Genomic DNA, 22,284 nt, shown 5'->3' with positions numbered 1-22,284 from the left:
CAATCAGTCCCCATACACTAGTTATCTTACATTAAAAGAATACAAGCAGTCAGGAGTTATCGATGGCAGACGCCAAGCATTGCAAGTTATTAATTTTAGGTTCAGGTCCTGCGGGCTATACCGCAGCAGTTTATGCGGCACGCGCTAATTTAGACCCTGTCATGGTGACCGGTATGCAACAAGGTGGTCAGTTAACCACCACCACCGATGTTGAAAACTGGCCCGGTGACGCTGAAGGTTTAACCGGCCCTGACCTGATGGTTCGCATGCAGCAGCACGCAGAGCGCTTTAACACTGAAATTGTGTTTGACCATATTAACAGTGTCGACTTTTCTAAGCGCCCTTTCCAACTAAAAGGCGATGTCGGTGAATATACAGCGGACTCGGTTATTATCAGTACCGGAGCGTCAGCTAAATATTTAGGTTTGGATTCTGAAGAAGCCTTTATGGGTAAAGGTGTATCTGCCTGTGCAACGTGTGACGGATTCTTCTATAAGAAACAAAAAGTCTGTGTTGTTGGCGGCGGTAATACGGCGGTTGAAGAAGCCCTTTACCTGTCTAACATTGCCAGTGAAGTTCACGTTATTCACCGTCGCGACACGTTCCGCGCTGAGAAAATTTTGGTTGATCGCCTGCATGAAAAAGAGAAAAACGGCAATATCACCTTCCACTTGAACAAAACCTTAGACGAGGTTTTAGGTGACGACGCTGGCGTAACAGGTGTTCGTATTAAGGACACACAAACCGGCGGCACTGAAGAGCTGGACGTCGCAGGCTGTTTTATTGCCATTGGCCACCAACCTAATACCGGCATTTTTGACGGTCAATTGGACATGCAGAATGGTTACATCAGTGTCCAAAGTGGTTTAGAAGGTAACGCAACGGCGACCAGCGTACCTGGCGTATTCGCAGCCGGTGACGTTATGGATCATGTTTATCGTCAAGCTATTACGTCTGCCGGTACCGGCTGTATGGCAGCGCTCGACGCTGAACGCTATCTGGATGCGTTAACCAAGTCCTGATACGACCGTGATCGTTCAGCTTGATTCATTATCGATAAGCTTCCCTCCTGCAGCGACAGCACTTCACGAGCCTAACGGGCTACTCGCTGTTGGAGGCGACTTATCGGCTGAGCGATTACTCTATGCCTACCAACACGGTATTTTCCCCTGGTTTTCAGACAACGACCCTATTTTGTGGTGGTCCCCTAATCCGCGTGCTGTATTTTATCCGGACAATATTCATGTCAGTCGTTCGTTAGCAAAGGCGGCCCGTAAGCAGCCATGGCGAGTGACCATTAATAACCAATTCGCCGAGGTTATTGATGCTTGTGCCCGCCAACGTGCCGACAATGAAGGCACCTGGATAACGGATGAAATGATGGATGCGTATATCAACCTGCACCGTCTGGGCTGTGCTCATTCCGTTGAGGTTTGGCTGGATGAAAAGCTAGTGGGTGGTTTGTACGGTGTCTCGGTTGGCAAAACGTTCTGCGGTGAAAGTATGTTTCACACCGCCACTAACGCCTCAAAGATTGCTTTGATTCAGTTTGCCAATGCCTTCCACAAAAGCGGCGGTGAACTGATTGACTGCCAGGTTGGCAACCCTCACTTATTTTCATTAGGAGCACGAGAACTGTCCCGTGAACGTTTTCTGGTTAAATTACACAGCTCTCAAAGCGCAACTATGCCTAGCCAATTCTGGTTGCCAAGAGTACTCGAGTTTTCAGAGGTAACCACATGCAGTTCGGATTAACACGGGAGTCTCACTGCAACTACCTGAGCGATAAGCAAGAACGGCTTATTGTCGCTGTGCCGGAAGAGCACCAGCGGTTAAACCCTGAAGCCTATGAGTACTTTATGGCGAACGGTTTTAGGCGTAGTCATAACGATGTGTACCGTCCGCATTGCCGGCTGTGCAGCGCGTGTGAGTCACTTCGGGTGATAGTTAACGAATTTGTTGCCAGCAAAAACCAAAAACGCATAGCAAACAAAAATAAAGATTTATCATTAAAGGTTGTACTTGAGCCTACAGAAGAGCACAGCCGCTTATTTTGCGAGTTTATCGAGCAGCGCCACTCTGACGGCGAAATGTACCCACCCGACCCGGCTAACTTCTGGCGTTGGGTATCCTGTGACTGGATGACGCCACTTATTCTGGAATGGCGGGACAACGACGAAAATTTACTGGCTGTTTCAGTGGCAGATCAAACTCCTCATGCGCTATCAGCCGTTTATACGTTTTTTGATCCGGCGGCTCACAAGCGCTCATTGGGCACCTATGCCATTTTGCAGCTAATTGAATACAGTCGACAGCAAGAGCTTGAATATTTGTATTTAGGCTATCAAATAGATGCCTGTAATAAGATGAATTACAAAACTCGCTTTGCCCCATATGAACGACTGGTTGGCAATCATTGGAAAAAAGCGCTAAAATCGCACACACTTTAGGCTACTAACAGAAATCAGAGGATTTTAATGGCGAAAGAAGACAATATAGAGATGCAGGGAACGGTTCTGGAAACACTTCCCAACACAATGTTCCGCGTAGAATTGGAAAATGGCCACGTGGTTACTGCGCACATCTCCGGTAAAATGCGTAAACACTATATCCGCATTTTAACGGGCGACACAGTAACGGTTCAGTTGACTCCATACGACCTGACAAAAGGCCGCATCGTCTTCCGCGCACGTTAATCCGTTCGGGGTTAAGGCCGGCTCAACCGAACCGGCCTTAAGCACTTCTTCTAGCTCTCTACCGTTTCATTGTTGCTGTCGTAGTCAAATTTAAGTTCATCTTTGTCCGACGCACTCACTTTGACACTGCCACCTTTTGACAGCTGACCAAACAGAATTTCATTGGCTAACGGCTTTTTCAGGTGCTCCTGAATAACCCGGCTCATTGGTCTTGCCCCCATTTCCTTGTCATAGCCTTTTTCAGCTATCCAGGCATGAGCGCTTGGGTCAACTTCCAGTGATACACCTTTTTTATCCAGTTGAGCCTGCAGCTCGCAAATGAATTTATCAACCACTTGCTCCAGCACTTGCGGTGTCAGGTGGTTAAACCACACTACTCCGTCCAAACGGTTACGGAACTCTGGCGTAAAGGTGTTATTGATTTCCGCCATCGCATCGTGACTGTGGTCTTGCTGCTTAAAGCCAATGGATTTTCTTACTGTTTCACGAACACCAGCATTAGTGGTCATGACGATAATTACATTGCGGAAGTCTGCCTTACGGCCGTTATTGTCGGTAAGCGTACCGTTGTCCATAACCTGTAGCAGGATATTAAAGACATCCGGATGCGCTTTTTCCAGTTCGTCCAGCAAGAGAACACAATGCGGGTTCTTAATAACCGCGTCGGTCAATAAGCCACCCTGCTCATAACCTACATAGCCAGGAGGCGCACCAATTAAACGGCTGACCGCATGGCGTTCCATGTACTCCGACATATCGAAACGAAGTAACTCTATACCCATAGCTTTGGCTAGTTGTTGAGTGACCTCCGTCTTACCGACACCGGTAGGCCCTGCAAATAAGAACGAACCAATAGGCTGATTCTCGTTCGCCAAACCTGAGCGGGACAAGCGAATAGACGCTGTTAATTTATCAATAGCTTCGTCCTGACCAAATACCACCATTTTCAAGTTGCGGTCGAGCTGTTTAAGCGTTTCCTGATCAGACTGAGAGACCGACTGCTCAGGCACTCGTGCAATTTTCGCAATGATATTTTCAATATCAGATACACCCACCGTTTTGCGGCGCTTCGACGGTGGCAGCAAACGCTGTGATGCGCCCGCCTCGTCCATGACATCAATGGCTTTGTCTGGCAAATGACGTTCATTAATGTACTTAGCTGACAGCTCTGCCGCTGCTTTTATCGCTGGCTGGGTATAACGAATGCCATGATGACTTTCATAACGATCTTTCAAGCCCATCAGAATTTTTGTGGTGTCTTCAACGGACGGCTCTACAACATCTACCTTTTGGAAACGACGTACTAACGCACGATCTTTCTCGAAGACATTCTTAAACTCGTTATAAGTGGTCGAGCCAATACATTTTAGCTGACCGCTAGACAGTAACGGTTTAATTAGATTAGAGGCATCCAGCACCCCACCACTGGCGGCACCTGCCCCAATAATGGTATGAATTTCATCGATGAACAGAATTGCGTGCTCTTGCTTTTGTAGCTCTTTTAATAGCAGCTTAAAGCGTTTTTCAAAGTCGCCCCGGTATTTGGTACCGGCCAGCAAGTCGCCCATATCCAGCGAGTAAATTTTCGCGTCCAGCAATATCTCCGGCACGTCACCTTTGACGATACGATACGCCAAGCCTTCTGCAATGGCGGTTTTGCCAACGCCGGCTTCCCCCACCAGTAGCGGATTGTTTTTACGACGGCGACAAAGAATTTGAGCGCAGCGCTCTACCTCGTAATCACGCCCAATCAGCGGGTCAATTTTTCCTTCTTTGGCCTGCTCGTTTAGATTAGTGCAGAACTTCTGCAGATAACTTTGTTGCTCTTCCTGCTGAGTTTCAATGGTTTCATCTTCCAGCGACTCTTCCGCCGGCTCTTCATCGATACGCGAAATGCCGTGCGAAATATAATTCACGATATCCAAACGGGTAATATCGTTCTTATTCAGCAAATAGACCGCCTGGGACTCTTGTTCACTGAAAATAGCGACCAACACGTTGGCTCCGGTTACTTCGGCATTGCCCGACGACTGTACATGGAATACGGCACGTTGCAGAACGCGCTGAAAGCCTAATGTAGGTTGTGTGTCCGGCTCTTCTTCGTCCGGGCCAAATAGCGGTGTACTGCGGTCAATGTAACTCAACAACTCTTCTTTCAGTTGTTGAAAATTAGCCCCACAGGCGCGCAGCGCTTTTGACGCGTCTGGGTTATCCAGCAGCGCTACCAATAAATGTTCGACAGTCATAAGCTCATGACTGCGCTCTCGTGCCAGCCGAAACGCATCATTCAACGTCAGTTCAAGGGCCTTGTTCAACATACACCACTCCTTACCGTCTCACTCACTTACTCTTGTTCCATTGTGCAAAGCAATGGGTGCTGATTTTCGCGAGCGTACTGGTTGACTTGTACTACTTTTGTTTCGGCGATTTCCGCAGAATAAACACCGCAAACGGCCTTACCTTTATAATGCACCTGCAACATCGTATCTGTTGCTCTTTCCTGATCCATCTTAAAAAATTTCATCAACACTTCAATCACAAAATCCATGGGTGTGAAGTCATCGTTGTTCAAAATGACTTTATACATGGACGGTGGCTTGAGCTCTTGTTTTTCCTCTGTGTCGCTAAGATGTTGTTGGTCAAATTGACTCATTTGTTAACAACCTATCATAAATTGTAGTCTAAAAATTCGTAATTACTTGCAAAAATCCACTCAAAATTTTAACAACAGAGCGCATTTTTTAACCAAAAAAGCTTGACTAATAACTCATGTCACCTAGAGTTAAAGATGGTGTTTGAACGGCTTAATTTCAAGTTAACACCTCCAATAATAATAAACATAGTCTGTTGCAAAAGAAGGAAGTAGATGTATGGCTACCGGAAAAGTCAAATGGTTCAATAATTCGAAAGGCTTCGGCTTTATCGAGAGCGAAGATCGCGAAGGCGATATCTTCGCACATTACTCGACCATTGAAATGGAAGGTTATCGCACTCTGAAAGCTGGACAGCCTGTTGAGTTCGAATTAGAGGAAGGCCCTAAAGGCCTACACGCCTCCAACATTGTCCCCGGTTCCACTGAAAAATAACCGAGGTAACTCTAAACAAGATAAAGGCGCGGACTCACACTCTGCGCCTTTATTTTTGCTTAACTCGCATAACCCTAGCTGTCGATACCAAAATAGCGACGTAATTGATCACGCAAGTTCGGCGGTGTTCCATTTATAGTCAAAGTATCGGTTGCTGGATCATAATGAACTCGCTCACCCAATACTGTGTGGTCAAAACCGACACTGACACCACCGCCCTGACCTTGGAACTTAACTAATTTTCTTAGCGTCGACTTATCGGCCGGAAAGTCGTCGGCAATCTCTTTTTCGCGCTGCTCGGCAAACTCTTTAGAGAACATTTCAAAAGAGTTATCTGACGGATACTGTTCTGCAAACTGCTCCGACAAGTCTTTAATTTTTACCGAGTCGCCCTGCTTCCACTGTTCGTCACAATACTCATACGCTGTTTTATTTAATGCCTGGCGCTGTTCTGCTTCAAGCCCTGACTGCTTCGCGTATTCCTGAACAGTATCAACCAACTGCTGAGTTTGCTCTTTGGTATTCACACGCTCGGTACACCCCAGAAAGTCCAGGAAAAAGTCTGAGACTTTGCGACCCGCACGTCCTTTAATAAAGGAAATATAGCGCTCAGCATCGGGCGCCGTGCGCCACTCGGTTAAATCAATACGCGCAGCCAGCTGCACTTTACTAATGTCCAGCTGTGATGAACGGTCAACCGCTAAATCCGGGCTTATCGTGACGCCTTCTTTTACCGGTAAGAAGCATACCAACAGGTATTCTGAACTTAAGTGTTGATAACGGGTTATCAGTAAAAAGCCAGCTTCCAATAAGTTATAACTTTGCAACTGCTCTAATAATAGCTTGGCCGACTGCTGACTGAACTCAACAAAGTCGAGCTCTTTGTCATACCAGGACTTCAGTTGCTCCGGAAACGGGCTGGCATCACCTTCGTCGGTTTCGGTCAGAAAACTGGCGTAACCTTTAGCCGGTTTACTGGTATAAACGTCCGTTAACTCAACCAGTAAATCATGCAATTGCTCGTCTTCATTCAATGCTGAAGGGGCTAATCGTAAGCCAACCTGACCATCGTTTTGGTAAAACTGGTGAATAATACTTTCTTCAATTCGCAATTGCATATCAGGGACTATCCTTGCTGTTTTGCTGTGTTACTATAAGCGGATTGTAACACGAGACTGGTAGACAATGGGAAAGGACCAACGCGGAAAATACCAACGCCGGGACAAAATAGCACGGCTAATTAGCTGGGGGCATTGGTTTACGTTTGCCAACATTATTCTGTGTTTATTCATTGGTTTGCTCTATGTTGAGGCATCGCCAGAGTCACCGAGTGCTATTGGCACCTTATATATGCTGGTGAGTTGGCTTGGGCATTTTGCCTTTTTGCCCTTCGTGTTCTTCATTATTCTTATATTCCCGCTCTGTCTTATTGTGCCCTACTCAAAGGTTCTGCGCGGCTTAGCGGCGTTAGTCGCCTCGTTTGGGCTTATCGCTCTTATTGCCGACGCCTTATTTTTTAGACAGTACGGCTACCACTTAAACACCTATTCTCTGGCTCAAATGACTAAAGACGCTGAAGCCGTATTTACCGGGGCTAGCTTCGTTATAATTTCAGCAGTGCTGTTAGGGTTCTTGTTAATTGTCGGTATCGAGTTGCTACTTGCTAACCTTGCCTGGAAACGCTTGAGTGACTTGCAGCGTAAAAAAATAGGTGCACCGGCAACAGCAGTATTTGTCCTGTGCTTTTTTGTGAGTCATAGCGTCCACGTTTGGGCAGACGCGTCTTTATATACCCCCATTACCCAACAGGACGATATGTTCCCATTGTCCTACCCGACCACAGCAAAAACGCTTATGGCGAAACACGGGGTTATTGATGTTGAGAGTTATCAGGCTCGTCAACAGATGCTTATGGCGACCGATAAAATTAAACTGAAGTACCCTAAGCAGCCGCTTTTATGCTCGAAGAAAGACTTTGAACAGCCTGCGACAATTATTCTGTTTAATGAATATAGCGAGAACATCAATGCTGCTCTGGCAGGCTCAGGCTTAACTCAAACACAGGTAACTATGCTTGCCCACCCCCGGCAGGAAGGCGGCTTGTTTCAGTTTCTATACGGACTTCCCGATTTTTATCAGGATACAATTGAACGTCAGAAAGTAATGCCTGCTTATTTGAAACCTTTGAACGACTTTAATATTGAAATGAACTGGTACCTCAGTGAACAGTGGAATACTGATGAGCTCAGCCTGTCACAGTTTACTGATGAAATTAGTACAGAGAGTCTTCAAAGCTTTACGGGCCGCAATAATCAGCGCATTAATGTCATACTGCTGACAGAAGACAATACTGATCAGTTATCAGGCATTCTCACTAAAGCGCGACAACATCAAGTTTTGGTCAGTTATTTGTCGCCTAAGGAGCAGTCCGGATTGTTAGGCAAGGAGCAGTTTGCACTTGCAAACATGACTGTCCCCTTGTGGCAATCGAACCTAGAGCTTCCTAAGCAACCTATTGCCGGTTTAATGGATATTATTCCGACTGTTATGGATGATCGCATTGCCTGCGCAGGGTCTTTTAAAAACTACACCAACGGTGAAAGTTTACACTCTCAGAAGCCTCGTTGGCCGCTTATCGAAACCTACAGTCCTTATATTGTTATTTATGACGAAGCGGAAATAACGATTTTGGATAATAGTGGCCAGTTTAACGTCTACAGCAGCCCTGAATTTACTTTGAAAAAAGGCTCTGAACCACCGGTTCCGGTTTTAATAGACGCATTAAAAGACCTTAAACGCTTTACCGAAACTCAAGAGTCAGGTAATTGATGAAAATAGAAGCACTTGAGCAGCTAAAAGGCTTCTGAGGCTTGCGTAATACGTCAAATACAGTAAGATAGCTTCCCTCGGTCGGCGTGTAGCGCAGCCTGGTAGCGCACTGTCATGGGGTGTCAGGGGTCGGAGGTTCAAATCCTCTCACGCCGACCAATTCTTCCTTTAACTATCTCCCTGAAGCAAACCTAACTGTTCATTCAACGGCGCAACAACTCGCCAGTATCCGCCTCTTGCTGAGCCAACACGTTTTAATTGCCCGCGAGACTTTAATTTGGAAATGTGCTTTTCGACAGCACGGTCAGAAATTCCGAGCACTTCTGATAATCGTGCGGCACTCCACTCTGGATGTTCCTGTAATAACGCAAGAATGTTCTCACGAGTGGTAAAGTAAGGCCTAATTTCGTGAAAACGCCCTTTCTCCGAATTTATATCCGAACTTATTACCGAAGCTTTCATCGAATTTACAGGTTTATCGTGTTCCGTTAGTGTCTTTTTAACGCTATCCAGAAGTTCATCGAAAGCCTCATCCAAACGGTTCAGTACAAACTCAACCATGACACTCAGGTCATTATTGCCAATAGACAACCTTAAGCAGTCATAATATTCGCTACGCTTTTCTTTTAACTTAGTTTCAAAGTTAAGCCAACGCAGCAAACCATGCCACTGCTCAAGAATTAGGCTGACCCACAAATGGCCAATACTGCTATTCCCAATAGAAAAAGGCTGAATGAATTCGTATTGACGCAAAAATATGACGGCTTTAACTAGCGGATGCTCGTCCGCTTGCTCCACCCACTCAAGTAATGAGCGGAGTTGCTTAGGCACTTGCCCGGCGGGCGCGGTGGTATGAACCAGCTTGTTATATTGGTAAATACCCATGCCCGTGGAACGATAACTGCCGGCTTCCGGCGTCACGGCAGCGAAAGTTTGTCTATGAGCATCCCGAAGACTCTCATCAGAGCCTATGCGCCAGCGCGAATGCGACTCATAAGCCTCGCTTAAAGACACGCCGTTAAGCTGCGTTGCGTTTAAGTCCATACCAATAGAGGCATTTAGCTTTTTCTGACGCGAAACGTCACTAAGCCCAACTTGTTCAGACTGAGCATCTTCAAGCAAACACTCCAGATAGCCGAGCTTTTTACTAACATCAGCAACCAGGTTAATGCTTTGCGTCGAAAGCGCCCCCTCGGTATTTATCATTATTCTGCGGTCACCACCCTGTTTCGCCCATTTTCTTTCGCATCGTACAGCGCATCATCAACACGTTTTATCAGCTGAGTGCGAGTTTCATCTTCAGCTAAGTTAATAGCCGCTTTTCTTTCACTATCTAGCACTTATTGCCCCTGCACATACCTCATTATTTTCTGCTGGGCTGAGTGACTGCTTTGCCAACCAATTAATGTAATCTGACCAAGTATTTTCCTTATAAAAGCTAAAGTAGCTCAGGGCGTTAGCATTAGCAATGAAATCCTGTTTTTGCAGTCTTTTATGAAGTATTTTTCCGCCCAGAGTCGAGCCTTCAATAACATATGCAGCCCCTATAGCCTCAGTGTCAGTCATTGTTCGTCGGGGTGTGTCCAATACTGGAGGGTGGCCCAAAGCCTCTAGGTCGCTCTGAACGCACCAAAGTCGTGGCTTATACACATAGTCACTCTTTGTTAAATAAGCTTCTATAGCAGGCTCAAGTGTTGCCAGAAAAGTATTCAGGCTATTTAACGCAGCAACATACTGTCCATAGCTAATATCGGCTTTCATCAAGTCAGCAAAACAAGACTCTTGTTCTAGCTTACTGTGCAGTTTTTGAGTCTTTGTTCTAAGCTCATTTAATAAAGGAAAGGACGTCAAAAACTTCTCCTAATTATTTCGCTGTATTAACCGATAGCAATAATAGCTACGACACAGTCACACAAATAGTTTGTATTAATGAGGTAAGCATGAATTTGCAAAATAAATTGACCCTAAGCATGGCCATTGCCTTAACAACACTGTTAGTCATTGCACTGGGTATCTCTACTTACATGATGCGCTCACTGATTGAAGAGCGAGTCATTGAGCAAGAATTACCCGCTACCTTAGGTGAAATTCGTGGCGAAATCAGCGAGCTTATAAACACTCCTATGCTGGTCTCACAGGAAATGGCAAATAACCAATACCTCATTGATGCCTTTAAAAATGACGATAGCCGTCAGGTTCAAGATGAAATCACCCAATACCTTAACCGTGTTTACACCAACAGAAATGCTGTCGCAGCCTTTGCCGTCAGTAACTTAAGTCGCAACTACTACACCGCAGATGGCATCTTAAAGCAAGTTTCTCCGTCGGTTGAGCGTGACCAGTGGTTCTATGACTTTGTCGATAGCGGTGAAGAGCAAGCATTAAACTTTGACGTTGATGAAAACTCTGGCACGCCAACGGTTTTTGTCAATGTCCGTATTTCCGACAATGGCGAAACCTTAGGTGTAGGCGGTATTGGCCAAAGCCTGAAAGCGTTACAAGACGCCATTGCGAACTTTCAGGTAGGTGAAACAGGTATTGCTTACCTCGTTGATGACAGCGGGAAAATTCAGATCCACCCATCAATTAACGACTTCAGAAGCCTGTCGTCAGAGGTTGGCTCTGATGTTGCTAACCAAATGCTGAGCAACTCAGATTTTGAGGCCGGCTACAGCAGCCACAACGGTGAAGACTGGATTATTGCCAGCACTAACCTGCCGAATACTAGCTGGCGTATCATTATTGAAATGCCCGAGTTCGAGCTATACTCAGGCCTGAACAATACTATCACCGCTATTATTGTTTTAAGTATTATTATTGGCACCGCCTTTGTTGTAGGCAGCTGGTTCTATGCCAAGAAAATTGTTCGTCCTATTAAGTATGTGGCCAAAAACCTAAACCGTATGTCTAACGAAGGTGGCGACTTAACCCAACGTCTGGAAATAGACAGCAACGACGAAATTGGCGACTTAGCAAAAGGCTTCAATGCGTTTGTGGCCAACCTCGGCAGTATTATCACGCATGTGCGCAATACCGCTTATGAGGTTAACGAGAAAGTGACATCAATTGATAAGTCCATGACGCAAATTGATGGCCTCTCCAACGAGCAGGAGAATAAAACAGACCAGGTTGCGGTCGCTATGAACGAAATGGAAACCACCGTTCGTGAAATTGCCGAAAATGCCAACCAAACGGCCAGCCATGCGTCAGAGTCACGCTCAACCACAGAGCAAAACCAAGAGCAGTTACGACAAGCCGTCAATACCATGCACCAATTGTCTGACTCGATGCAAAGTGCGGCACAGTCTGTTGAAAGCTTAGCAAACGACGTCGAAAGTATTGTTACTGTTATTGATACCATTGAAGGTATTTCAGAGCAGACCAACTTGCTTGCGTTAAACGCAGCCATTGAGTCAGCCCGCGCCGGTGAAGCCGGTCGAGGCTTTGCCGTAGTTGCCGATGAAGTCAGAACGCTGTCACAGCGTACCGGTCAGTCAACCGAAGAAATTCGTCAGAAAATAACTCGCCTGCAAGAGGGCTCTCGCAATGCGGTTTCCGCTATGGAGCATAACCGTAAGCAAGCGCAAAGCACCAGTGAAAAACTGAGCGATGCTGACAATAAGTTGAATGAGTTAGTTAACCTCATTCAGGAAACTGCGGATATGAGTACTCAAATCGCAACCGCAACAGAAGAGCAAGCGTCGGTTAGTCAGGATGTTGCCGCCAACATTCAGTCTATTGCTGACTTTGCGACGCAGGTGTCGACAGCGGTTCGCGAAAGTCACAGCGAGTGTGAACAAATGTCCTCACTCGCTGACAGCCTTCGTAAGCAATTAGAGCAATTTAAAACGTAATATCGGCAAATAACTCTTGCAGCCGTGCAACTTCCTTGTCTGAAAGGGGTTGCATTGGCTGCTTACCCCACACTGGATCCGGCCATGCCGCATCACTCATAAACCGGGCAATATGGTGCACATGCAACTGAGGCACTCGGTTTCCCAACGCAGCGACGTTGAGTTTATCGGGCTTATACTCTGCCTTTAGCCAGTGACTTAAAAAGGAGCTTTCATGCAAAAATTGAATTTGCTGCTCTTCGGTTAAGTCACAGAGTTCCCGCACGTCATCGACTCGCGGAATCAGCACAAACCAAGGGTACTGCGCATCGTCCATCACACGCACCTGGCATAACGGCCAGTCGGATAAAAAGTAACTGTCTTCTAGCAGTGCCTTCGCAACCGGGAATTCACTCATTATTGACTCCTTAATTAGCGTCCTGCGTTTCAAGCTGGCTTAAAAACTGAGAGAACAACGTACTTATTTTAGGTAACGTACTTATCAGTCGGTGATCATCATCCAGTATATGCAATTCTGCTGAGTGTTGCTTGGCAAAGCGCCAGCTGTTTTCTACTGGCACAATATCATCACGCCAACCATGCACAATAGCCGTCGACTCGGGAAGAGCCACAGTATCGAAGTTAACCGAGCCACCTAAATAAAAGGCGGGAGCCAACAAAAATAAGCCTTTACACGCGGGTTCTCCGGCGCAGGCTGTTGCCACGTAACCGCCCATGCTTGAGCCCACCAATACAACCGGCCCTTCTATAAATGTTAATTTTTCTCGAAGTTTAAGAGCGCGTTCATCAACATTGTCGATCCCCTGATAATCGACACTATCAACCTCAAAGCCTTTTTCTTCAGCTTTTTTAGCGAGTTCTTTGATCTTGGTTCCCCAAGGTCCGCTTTCTTTTCCGTGACTAAAAACAACATTCATGTATCAAAACCCTATATTTTTTGTTTAACTTGCGCTAAAACTACAGTATAGATTGAGTTAACAAACATAATGCACACAGGAGGACGTTATGCCGCTAAAAAATGGTGTATCGCTACTTGTAATGGTGGCTGCTTCAATGGGCTCATTCCTGTCTGCAAAAGCAGTGGCTAACGATGACATTACCTGGGGCGTTAACTCGGCACCGCCTTTTCATATTTACGATGGCGAATATAAAGACGCCGGTGTTTGCGATGCTCTGGTCAGTGCGTTCCAGCAAGAGCTGCCGCAAAACATTCATAACATTAGAAAGCTGCCGTCAAAACGCATTACAATGATAATGAAACGCAGTAAAAACCTGTGCTTTCCCTGTGTCATTAAAAATAGCCCCTATAACGACACCTTTCTTTACAGCGATACAACCCACAAGTATGCGCCACATGGGGTAATAACCAACCGAGATACCGCCCAGTATATCACTGCCAAATATGGCTACCCTGTTCGGTTCGAAGAGCTCGCCAAAGACACCGACTTGCGCTTTGGACAACCCGATGAACGCCGTTACGGCAAATTACAGCCTTTTATCGATGACTACCTGCTTAACTCAAGTAACTTTAGCTTTATCAGTGGACAGAAGTCACACGTAAGCGTGCTTGCTATGATACTGAATGATCGTATTGACTACACTGTCGACTACGAAATGATAAAAAAATATTACCAGCGCACTCATGATGACGGTGCCAAACTGAGTTTTATTCCTATTGCAGAATACGACGGTCAGGTTATTGAAGGTGCGGTTGGTTGTACACGAAACGAATGGGGCAAACGCACCATAGAAACCCTGAACAGCGCGATAAGTTCCGTACAAAGCAATTCAGAGTTTCAGCGAGCGTTAGACCGGTGGTTGGGACCAAACCGGCCACGTTAATGTCGGTAGAGTTAACCGAAACGCTTTTCTAAGTATAGATTAATATCATCGGACTCGTACATCCAGGTGGCAGAGCCGTCTTTTTCGGTTATGCGTAAGCATGGAACTTTCACTCGACCGCCACCCTGCTCTAACTCATTTCTATGAGCTTGGTTGTGTTGTGCATCACGCAGTTCGATGGGTAACGACAAACGCGCAATGGTTTTGCGAACCTTTATACAAAATGGACAGGTTTTGAATTGATATAACGCCAAATTCTTACACTGTTCATCCACCTTGCTTTGCTCTTCAGTACTGCGTTCAACACCTTTCGGGGTTGTCAGCTTTTCACCAATAATCATAAATGGCATTAAAATAAGACGAACTAAGCGGAAGAAATAACGAATCACAATGCGCATAAAGCAAAAACTCAACTATTAATAACAAAGAAAGGCCGATAGCCTAGCACATATCGGTCTATTGCTTAACGCTCGTTTAATACCTCGCTGGCAATTTCAAAACTCCTCAAGCGCGCGTCGTGATCATACCCATGGCAGGTTAAAATCAATTCATCGATACCGGTGTCATCAATAAACTGATTCATATGACGGCTCACGGTATCTTTTGTGCCAACTGCGGTATAAGTCAGTGCGTGATTCGCGCCTGCAATTTCCTGCGGTGAGCCCATCCGGCTAATATCCTCAACCGGCGCTTTTAACTTACCCGGCATACCTCGTCTAAGCGCAATGAACTGCTGTTGCATTGAGCTCATCATGTATCGGGCATCGGTTTCAGAGTCTGCGGCAAACACATTCATTGCTGCCGCAACATAAGGCTTATCCAAATATTGTGAAGGCTTAAAATTGTCCCGATACGCTTTTAGTGCATGGTGCAGATAGTCCGGTGCGAAGTGTGAGGCGAAGGCGTACGGTAGCCCCAGATGAGCTGCAAGCTGCGCCCCAAAGGTACTGGACCCCAGCAACCAAACCGGTATCTTTTGCCCATAGCCAGGTACCGCTTTAATGACATCAGCAGGCTGGACTTCTGCCAGATAACCGAGTAACTCTTGCACATCACGCGGGAAGTTTTCTGCGTCATTCGGACTGCGGCGCAATGCCCGTAACGTTGCACCATCAGTGCCCGGCGCCCTGCCCAGCCCTAAATCGACTCGGCCCGGGTATAACGCATCTAAAGTCCCAAATTGCTCCGCTACTACAAAAGGCGCATGGTTTGGCAACATAATACCGGCTGAGCCCACTCGTATGTGCTCAGTTTTGCTGGCCACATAACCCAACGCAACCGCCGTTGCGGCCGAGGCTATACCTTCCATATTGTGATGCTCCGCCATCCAGAAGCGGGAGTAGCCCCACTTTTCTGCGTGCTGAGCAATGTCTGCTGCATTATGCAAAGCGGTTGCAGCTGTTCCCTCTTCGGTCACCGGAGCCAGGTCTAATAATGAATATTTCATAACAACTCAAAAACAGTGATTGATACTCTCTATATTGGCATGGCTTCTTTATTTTCAAGGTCTGATTGCAATGACTGCGTAACCTCCTCTGGCCACACACTCGCCTGCACCTTGGCAATATGACTGTCCTGCATAAGGAACATAACCACTCGCGACTGACCTATACCGCCACCAATTGTTAAAGGCATTTTCCCACCGATAAGCGACTGATGCCAAGGTAAGCATGCTTTAGATTGCTGCTGGCTCAATTCTAGCTGACGTTTTAATGCGACCTTATCAACTCTAATTCCCATAGAGGATAGCTCTAACGCATCGTCGATAGCCTCGTGCCAGACGAGTAAATCACCGTTTAATCCGGTTTCACCGGTTTCTGACACCGTGCTCCAGTCGTCGTAGTCGGGCGCGCGTGCATCATGCGCTTGTCCATCACTTAAGCGCGCACCAATACCAATAATAAAAACGGCGCCGTACGCTTTAGTTATTTCCCGCTCGCGTTGTTTCGAGCTCAGTTCGGGGTACTGCTGCGCGAGAGTTTCACTGTGAATAAAGTAAATGTCGTCAGGCAGCTCTAATCCGCTCGCTCTAATTTCAGGAATGCACTCAACAGTGCGAAGCAACGCCGCATAGATGCGCCTGACAGTCCGTTTTAAGCAAGCCACGCTGCGATCATGCTCAGCAATGACTTTTTCCCAGTCCCATTGATCGACATACACTGAATGCTTGCGACCTAAGCTTTCTTCATCGGGTCGTAACGCGGTCATGTGGGTTAAAATGCCCTCTCCCTCGCTGAATCCATACTCACCGAGTAATTGTCGCTTCCATTTCGCTAACGAGTGAACGACTTCATAGGTCTTGTTAGGTATCGCCTTTATTGACACTTTAACCGATTGCTCTTTGCCAGACAGGTCATCCTGCACGCCAGTTCCACATTCGCTCAGTAACGGCGCCTGAACCTCAATAAGGTTTAATGCCGATGCAAGTTCCTGAGTAAACTGCGTTTTAATTTGGCGAATAAGTTGCTGTCGTTTTATAAATGAATGTTTCATAAGTCTCTCCTGTTCTCTGTTAACTCATTAACACCAAATAAGAAGGAATATTCAACAGATAAAAACAAAATTAGCTTTTCACTGTAATTAATTTAAGATAAAACCCGATAAATTCACAAAAACATTAAATAACCATGAAAAAATCAGCGCAAAATTATCAAATCGACAATTTGGATAAAAACATACTGTCAGAGCTTATGAACGACGCTCGCAAAGCCTATAGCGAAATTGCCAAACGCTACAAAGTGAGCCCGGCAACCATTCATGTACGCGTCGAAAAAATGCGCGCTGCGGGAATTATTAAAGGCACCCACTTAGCCGTTAATCCTAAAGCTCTAGGCTATGAAGTCTGCTGTTTTATTGGCATTACCTTGCGTCAGGCGGGCGATTACCCCTCGGCTATCGCTAAGCTGGAAAAGTTAGAAGAAGTTATCGAAGCGCATTACACCACCGGTCAGTACAACGTTTTCATAAAAATACTGACTCGTTCAATAGATGACTTACAAAACATTCTTATTAACCGCATTCAGGCCATCCCTGAAATACAGTCAACTGAAACACTTATTTCTTTGCAGCAGCCTATAAAACGAGACTTGCAGCCTTAATCTGTCTGGTCATTTACCTCAGGAATGAAACGAAACACCGAAAAAGAAGCGCTTATACATCAGTATCTGTTAGGGTAAAGTCACTGATAATACTAACTAGAATAAAGAAGGAAGCCCGTATGTTACGAAAGTGCATTCGTTACGTCAGTGCGCTTACGGTCGCTATCGTTGCTGTACCCTCGATTGCTGCCGCTGAGAACCTGTCGTACTACTTACCTGCAGATGTCAGTTATGACGAAAGCATAACCAAGCCTAAAGAAGCGCTGGGTTATAACGTTGGTGACTGGCACGCGCGCCCAGAGCAAATTGTTAACTACATGAAGCAACTGGCAGAAGAGTCTGATCGCATTACCTTTGAAGAAACTGGCCGCACTCACGAACAGCGCCCGTTGGTTTTGCTGACAGTCACTTCACCTGACAACCATAAGAATATTGATGACGTCCGCGAGCGCCACTTAGCAGCAGCTGACACTTCGCGTGACGCCGATCCTGAGAACACGCCATTAGTCCTTTACATGGGTTACAGCATTCATGGCGATGAGTCCAGTGGCAGTAACGCCGCTATTTTATTGGCTTATTACCTGGCGGCAGCGCAAGGTGAAGAAATAGAGGCCGTTCTAAAAGACTCAGTAGTACTTTTAGACCCTGCGTTTAACCCTGACGGCTTGGCGCGTTTTGCACAATGGGCAAATCAGCATAAAAGCCAAAACCTGGTCGCTGACCCGCAAAGTCGTGAACACGTACAACCCTTTATACGCGGTCGCGTTAACCATTATTGGTTTGATATGAACCGTGACTGGTTGCTGTTGCAACACCCAGAGTCACGCGCTCGTATTGCTAACTTCCAGAAGTGGAAGCCAAACGTGCTCACCGATTACCACGAGATGGGAACCAACAGTACGTTTTTCTTCCAGCCGGGTATCCCGTCGCGCAAAAATCCGCTGACGCCCGATGAAAATGTGCGTTTAACTGAGATTTTAGCGGCTGAGCATGCGGACTCGTTGGATGATATTGGCAGCCTTTACTACACCGAAGAGTCATTCGATGACTTTTATTACGGCAAAGGTTCTACTTACCCTGATATCCAGGGCGCCGTTGGTATTTTGTTTGAGCAGGCGTCAAGCCGTGGTCACTTGCAAGACTCCGTAAACGGTGAAGTTGCCTTCCCATTTACTATTCGCAATCAGTTTGTGGCGTCACTTAGCACCATTTATGGCGCTCATAAAAACAAAGCGCGTTTTATAAGCTTCCAGGAACAGGCTTATGACAACGCATTAGAAGCAGCGGCTAGCCAGAACTTCGACGGCTACCTTGTCGGCGATGCTACCGATGCGTCTCGCCTGCAAGGCTTTATCGATATTCTTCAACAACATGGTATTGAAGGCTATCGCGTTGAAAAAGATATCGAAAAAGACGGACAAGTCTACAAAGCAGGTAAAAGCTATTATATTCCGGCTGAGCAAGACCAGTTTGGCCTTATTCAGGGTATCTTTAGCACTCGTAAAGACTTCCCGGATAATACTTTCTACGATGTTTCAGGCTGGACCTTAGCTCACGCTTTTAACCTGCCGTTTACAACACACCGTGGACGTATTCAAATTGCTGATGCAGCCTGGGATGCTCCGGTTAAGCAACAAACGACACTGGAAGACGCCTACGCTTATGCCTTTAGCTGGGACGACTACAAAGCCCCGGCGTTATTGCAAAGCCTGCTGGAGAACGACATTCACGCGCGCCAGTCAACCAAGTCTTTCGCAGTTAAAGCTCAGGGCGAACGCAAAACCTTTGAACCGGGTGCCGTTGTTGTACCAAAGGCTTACCAAAATAAAGACTGGCATCAGGTACAACGCATTTTAGCCACTCTGGCTAAAGAGCAAAACGTACAAGTTACATCTATTGGCACGGGGCTTACCCCTGAAGGTGTCGACTTAGGTAGCCGTAATATTCAGCCGGTAGAAGAGCCTAAGGTAATGATGCTAACCGGCGACGGTGTGAACCTGTACGAAGCTGGTGAAACCTGGTACTACCTCGATCGCCACGTGGGTGTTCCTCTGTCCATGGTTGACACAGACCGGTTATCACGCGTTGATTTAACTCGTTATTCTCACATTATTATGGTCGATGGCTGGTACAACAGTTACCTGTCTGACGACGTCAAAGAGAAACTGAAACAATGGGTACAGCAAGGCGGTGTCATTATTGGTCAGCGTGGTGGCGCTGAATGGCTTTCAAATAATGGATTGTTGCACGCTCGTTACGTCGGTGAAGAGGTCTATCAAAATGCGTTTGCAAAAGAAGGCCTGACGTATGAAGAGCGCGACGACTTCTATGCCGAACAACGCATTGCCGGAGCTATTTTCTCAATGGACGTGGACACTTCGCATCCGTTGTTCTATGGCTTCCCGCGTTCAACCATGCCGGTATTCAAAAGCTCGTTAGAAGCCTTTGAAACACCAGAGTCGCCTTTTGTCTCCGTTGCTAAATACAGCGATGCCCCACTGTTAAGTGGTTATGCCGACAAACGTAACCGCGACATTCTTAAAGGCAAAACCAACATCGCCGCCCACCGCTTTGGTGACGGTCATGTTATAGCCTTTACCGATAACGTAAACTTCCGCGCTTATTTCTGGGGCACGGCAAAACTGTTGAGTAACGCTATTTACTTAGGCGACCGCATCAACGTTTATGCGAAGCCTCTTAAAGACAAAGCCGCCGCCGATGAAGAAGCGGCTGAGCAAGCTCACTAAGGCTATTTAAGCCCTTTAAACCTGTCACTGCCTGTCCTCAACGGGCAGTGACTTTTCTCTCAATCGCCTTTATCTTTACATTTCCTTTTCTGGCAAAGCCGAAAATCCTGGTCTACCTTAACTAGTGACACTTAAAATCTCATAAAAAAGAGGTGCTTATGTTACGTTGGGTACTAATATTCTTAATTGTCGCTGTAATCGCTGCCGTATTTGGTTTTGGTGGAATAGCAGGTGCCGCCGCTGAAATTGCCAAAATCATTTTCTACATATTCATCATTCTGTTTGCGATATCTCTTGTCGTTCGACTGGTTAAAGGCCCGGGTAGGTAGTTAAGAGGTTAGACAAACAATTAGACATTGGTCGAATGCACAGTATTATTGAATATGCGCTACACTAGCGTGTGATGTTCGATCAATGTCTTTCTAACCTATAACAACGAGGCTAACGCCATGAACGCTATCGTCATGATGCTTTTGGGTTTGGGCGCCATGTTTCTCGGTTATGTTTTTTATTCAAAATTCATTGCCGAAAAAATCTTTAAGCTCGATCCAAATTTTAAAACTCCTGCTCACGAACTCGAAGACGGCGTCGACTTTGTTCCGACCAATAAATATGTTCTTTGGGGCCACCACTTCACTTCTGTCGCTGGTGCGGCACCTATCATTGGGCCGGCTATCGCTGTTATATGGGGCTGGGTTCCTGCTTTCCTTTGGGTCGTTTTTGGCACTATCTTCTTTGCAGGTGTACATGACGCTGGCGCTATCTGGGCCAGTAGCCGCAACAAAGCTAAGTCTATTGGTAACTTGACCGGTGATGTTGTCGGTAAACGATCTCAGACCTTATTCATGATCGTTATCTTTTTAGTACTACTAATGGTTAACGCTGTATTCGCCACCGCTATCTCAGGTTTGCTCATTAAGTTCTCGAGTTCAGTGGTGCCGGTCTGGGGGGCTATTTTTGTGGCGCTGATTATCGGCCAAATCATTTTCCGTAAATGGATGGGACTTGGAGCGATATCGGTCATAGGCGTTGTTGCTTTATACATTCTTATTTTCGTTGGTCCTTCAGTGCCGCTGGCGTTGCCTGAAACCTTCATGGGTGTCAGCGATAACGCACAATGGGTACTGATTCTGTTCGGCTATGCAGCTATTGCTTCGTTACTGCCAGTTTGGATGTTGTTGCAACCGCGCGACTACATTAACGGCCTGCAGCTGTTTATTGGATTGATTCTTCTTTACGGCGCAACCCTACTACTAGGGCCTGAAATTTCTGCGCCGGCATTCAACACCAATACGCCTGAAGGCACGCCATCCATGCTGCCGTTGCTCTTTGTTACCATTGCCTGTGGTGCAATTTCCGGTTTCCACGGCTTGGTTGCCTCTGGCACCACCTCTAAACAGTTGGACAAAGAAACTGACGCTCGCTTTGTCGGTTACTTTGGTGCCATCGGCGAAGGTTCACTGTCGCTGGCGACCATCATTGCCGCAACAGCTGGCTTTGCGACACTGGCTGACTGGGAGGCTGTTTACTCCTCATTCGGTCAAGGTGGTGTGGCTGCCTTCGTTGAAGGTGGCGCAAACATTATCAGCCAGGGACTTGGCCTTGAAGCCAATATCGCTGAAACCCTACTGACAGTTATGGCTGTGCTGTTTGCCGGTACAACCATGGATACGGGCCTTCGTTTGCAGCGCTATATTTTCCAGGAATGGGGTGGCTTGTATAACATCCGCTGGATGCAGAAAGCCTTACCGGCAACCCTGCTGGCGGTAGGCTCATGCTTAATCTTGGCATTTGGTGCTGGCGGCGCTGACGGCTCTGGCGGTCTGTTAATTTGGCCTCTGTTCGGTACGACCAACCAGCTGCTTGCCGGTCTGACACTGTTGGTTATTACCGTTATGCTGGTGCGCTTAGGCCGCCCAATGTACTACACGTTATTACCGCTTATTTTCTTATTAATAATGACGGTATTCGCTCTTATCGTTCAGCTTAAAGGCTTCTACGATAAAGGCGACTGGTTCCTGTTAACGCTCGACCTGGTGGTTCTGGTAGCAGCTATCTGGATAGCTCTGGAAGCAAGTGCCAGCTTGTCGAAAATTAAAAAGGAACAAAAAGCAGAGAAACAAAACGGGTAA

General features: G+C 46.5%; 23 protein-coding genes and 1 tRNA gene. 13 read left to right on the top strand and 11 right to left on the bottom strand.

Going from position 1 to position 22,284, the window contains the following annotated elements:
* Nucleotides 1–62: 62 nt before the first annotated feature.
* Genes trxB through infA form a run of 4 tightly spaced genes read left to right on the top strand, consistent with a single transcriptional unit; the run spans nucleotide 63 to nucleotide 2,696 of the window.
* Nucleotides 63–1,022, top strand: a complete 960-nt coding sequence (trxB, locus tag BLT32_RS05815; RefSeq protein WP_053953586.1) for a thioredoxin-disulfide reductase — start codon at nucleotides 63–65, stop codon at nucleotides 1,020–1,022.
* A 7-nt stretch (nucleotides 1,023–1,029) separates the two neighbouring features.
* A complete protein-coding gene (gene aat / locus BLT32_RS05810) occupies nucleotides 1,030–1,755 on the top strand; it encodes a leucyl/phenylalanyl-tRNA--protein transferase (RefSeq protein WP_053953585.1) in 726 nt (241 codons plus the stop codon).
* Nucleotides 1,740–2,450, top strand: coding sequence for an arginyltransferase (locus BLT32_RS05805; protein ID WP_053953584.1), 711 nt, complete (start codon nucleotides 1,740–1,742; stop codon nucleotides 2,448–2,450). Before aat ends, BLT32_RS05805 begins: the two co-directional genes overlap by 16 nt.
* A gap of 27 nt (nucleotides 2,451–2,477) precedes the next feature.
* A complete protein-coding gene (infA, locus tag BLT32_RS05800; RefSeq protein WP_053953583.1) occupies nucleotides 2,478–2,696 on the top strand; it encodes a translation initiation factor IF-1 in 219 nt (72 codons plus the stop codon).
* 50 nt (nucleotides 2,697–2,746) lie between these two features.
* Here infA and clpA read toward each other — a convergent pair whose 3' ends face one another.
* Entirely contained in the window at nucleotides 2,747–5,014 is a 2,268-nt protein-coding gene (clpA, locus tag BLT32_RS05795; RefSeq protein ID WP_053953582.1) for an ATP-dependent Clp protease ATP-binding subunit ClpA, read from the bottom strand.
* 26 nt (nucleotides 5,015–5,040) lie between these two features.
* Nucleotides 5,041–5,349 carry an ATP-dependent Clp protease adapter ClpS gene (gene clpS / locus BLT32_RS05790; RefSeq protein WP_053953581.1) on the bottom strand — a complete coding sequence of 103 codons (309 nt, stop codon included), beginning with the start codon at nucleotides 5,347–5,349 and terminating at the stop codon, nucleotides 5,041–5,043.
* Between the two features lie 217 nt (nucleotides 5,350–5,566).
* On the opposite strand from clpS, the gene cspD reads away from it, so the two are divergent.
* The gene (cspD, locus tag BLT32_RS05785) at nucleotides 5,567–5,782 is read left to right on the top strand and encodes a cold shock domain-containing protein CspD (RefSeq protein WP_053953580.1); all 216 of its coding nucleotides are present in this window, start codon (nucleotides 5,567–5,569) and stop codon (nucleotides 5,780–5,782) included.
* A 74-nt stretch (nucleotides 5,783–5,856) separates the two neighbouring features.
* Here the strand turns inward: cspD and yejK are convergent, their stop codons facing one another.
* A complete protein-coding gene (gene yejK, locus BLT32_RS05780; RefSeq protein WP_053953579.1) occupies nucleotides 5,857–6,900 on the bottom strand; it encodes a nucleoid-associated protein YejK in 1,044 nt (347 codons plus the stop codon).
* Nucleotides 6,901–6,967: 67 nt separating this feature from the next.
* On the opposite strand from yejK, the gene BLT32_RS05775 reads away from it, so the two are divergent.
* On the top strand, nucleotides 6,968–8,611 hold the full coding sequence (locus tag BLT32_RS05775; RefSeq protein WP_053953578.1) for a DUF3413 domain-containing protein: 1,644 nt from the start codon (nucleotides 6,968–6,970) through the stop codon (nucleotides 8,609–8,611).
* A gap of 82 nt (nucleotides 8,612–8,693) precedes the next feature.
* Nucleotides 8,694–8,770 (top strand) — tRNA-Pro (locus BLT32_RS05770).
* A gap of 9 nt (nucleotides 8,771–8,779) precedes the next feature.
* Here BLT32_RS05770 and BLT32_RS05765 read toward each other — a convergent pair.
* Genes BLT32_RS05765 through BLT32_RS05760 form a run of 3 tightly spaced genes read right to left on the bottom strand, consistent with a single transcriptional unit; the run spans nucleotide 8,780 to nucleotide 10,462 of the window.
* Nucleotides 8,780–9,817: a Fic family protein gene (locus BLT32_RS05765; RefSeq protein WP_053953577.1), complete on the bottom strand. Its 1,038-nt coding sequence runs from the start codon at nucleotides 9,815–9,817 to the stop codon at nucleotides 8,780–8,782.
* The gene (locus BLT32_RS13105) at nucleotides 9,817–9,951 is read right to left on the bottom strand and encodes a hypothetical protein (RefSeq protein ID WP_268762562.1); all 135 of its coding nucleotides are present in this window, start codon (nucleotides 9,949–9,951) and stop codon (nucleotides 9,817–9,819) included. Before BLT32_RS13105 ends, BLT32_RS05765 begins: the two co-directional genes overlap by 1 nt.
* Nucleotides 9,941–10,462: a biliverdin-producing heme oxygenase gene (locus BLT32_RS05760; RefSeq protein WP_053953576.1), complete on the bottom strand. Its 522-nt coding sequence runs from the start codon at nucleotides 10,460–10,462 to the stop codon at nucleotides 9,941–9,943. Before BLT32_RS05760 ends, BLT32_RS13105 begins: the two co-directional genes overlap by 11 nt.
* A gap of 89 nt (nucleotides 10,463–10,551) precedes the next feature.
* Here BLT32_RS05760 and BLT32_RS05755 point away from each other — a divergent pair, with 89 nt between their 5' ends.
* Nucleotides 10,552–12,465, top strand: a complete 1,914-nt coding sequence (locus BLT32_RS05755; protein ID WP_053953575.1) for a methyl-accepting chemotaxis protein — start codon at nucleotides 10,552–10,554, stop codon at nucleotides 12,463–12,465.
* Here BLT32_RS05755 and BLT32_RS05750 read toward each other — a convergent pair.
* A complete protein-coding gene (locus tag BLT32_RS05750) occupies nucleotides 12,455–12,862 on the bottom strand; it encodes an HIT domain-containing protein (RefSeq protein ID WP_053953574.1) in 408 nt (135 codons plus the stop codon). The genes BLT32_RS05755 and BLT32_RS05750 overlap by 11 nt on opposite strands.
* A 10-nt stretch (nucleotides 12,863–12,872) precedes the next feature.
* Nucleotides 12,873–13,382 (bottom strand): alpha/beta hydrolase, encoded by a 510-nt coding sequence (locus BLT32_RS05745; protein ID WP_053953573.1) that lies wholly within the window; start codon nucleotides 13,380–13,382, stop codon nucleotides 12,873–12,875.
* Nucleotides 13,383–13,470: 88 nt separating this feature from the next.
* Between BLT32_RS05745 and BLT32_RS05740 the strand changes: the two genes are divergently transcribed.
* The gene (locus tag BLT32_RS05740; RefSeq protein ID WP_235443978.1) at nucleotides 13,471–14,307 is read left to right on the top strand and encodes a hypothetical protein; all 837 of its coding nucleotides are present in this window, start codon (nucleotides 13,471–13,473) and stop codon (nucleotides 14,305–14,307) included.
* Nucleotides 14,308–14,318: 11 nt separating this feature from the next.
* Here the strand turns inward: BLT32_RS05740 and BLT32_RS05735 are convergent, their stop codons facing one another.
* The 3 genes from BLT32_RS05735 to asnA all read right to left on the bottom strand — a co-directional run bounded on the left by BLT32_RS05735 (nucleotide 14,319) and on the right by asnA (nucleotide 16,800).
* Nucleotides 14,319–14,705 carry a glutaredoxin family protein gene (locus tag BLT32_RS05735; RefSeq protein WP_053953572.1) on the bottom strand — a complete coding sequence of 129 codons (387 nt, stop codon included), beginning with the start codon at nucleotides 14,703–14,705 and terminating at the stop codon, nucleotides 14,319–14,321.
* Nucleotides 14,706–14,770: 65 nt separating this feature from the next.
* Nucleotides 14,771–15,754 carry an LLM class flavin-dependent oxidoreductase gene (locus BLT32_RS05730; protein ID WP_053953571.1) on the bottom strand — a complete coding sequence of 328 codons (984 nt, stop codon included), beginning with the start codon at nucleotides 15,752–15,754 and terminating at the stop codon, nucleotides 14,771–14,773.
* 29 nt (nucleotides 15,755–15,783) lie between these two features.
* Nucleotides 15,784–16,800, bottom strand: coding sequence for an aspartate--ammonia ligase (gene asnA, locus BLT32_RS05725; protein WP_053953570.1), 1,017 nt, complete (start codon nucleotides 16,798–16,800; stop codon nucleotides 15,784–15,786).
* Between the two features lie 134 nt (nucleotides 16,801–16,934).
* Here asnA and asnC point away from each other — a divergent pair, with 134 nt between their 5' ends.
* The 4 genes from asnC (at nucleotide 16,935) to BLT32_RS05705 (ending at nucleotide 22,284) form a co-directional block, all read left to right on the top strand.
* Nucleotides 16,935–17,405: a transcriptional regulator AsnC gene (gene asnC, locus BLT32_RS05720; protein WP_053953569.1), complete on the top strand. Its 471-nt coding sequence runs from the start codon at nucleotides 16,935–16,937 to the stop codon at nucleotides 17,403–17,405.
* A gap of 119 nt (nucleotides 17,406–17,524) precedes the next feature.
* A complete protein-coding gene (locus BLT32_RS05715; protein WP_053953568.1) occupies nucleotides 17,525–20,152 on the top strand; it encodes a M14 metallopeptidase family protein in 2,628 nt (875 codons plus the stop codon).
* Nucleotides 20,153–20,310: 158 nt separating this feature from the next.
* Complete coding sequence (locus BLT32_RS05710; protein WP_074668909.1) at nucleotides 20,311–20,481, top strand: DUF1328 family protein; 171 nt, start codon at nucleotides 20,311–20,313, stop codon at nucleotides 20,479–20,481.
* A 120-nt stretch (nucleotides 20,482–20,601) separates the two neighbouring features.
* Nucleotides 20,602–22,284, top strand: coding sequence for a carbon starvation CstA family protein (locus BLT32_RS05705; protein ID WP_053953567.1), 1,683 nt, complete (start codon nucleotides 20,602–20,604; stop codon nucleotides 22,282–22,284).

Source organism: Idiomarina zobellii (genome assembly GCF_900100855.1).
GTDB classification, from domain to species: domain Bacteria; phylum Pseudomonadota; class Gammaproteobacteria; order Enterobacterales; family Alteromonadaceae; genus Idiomarina; species Idiomarina zobellii.
Note: the sequence above shows the minus strand (reverse complement) of the source record. Positions and strands in the feature narration are given on the sequence as shown.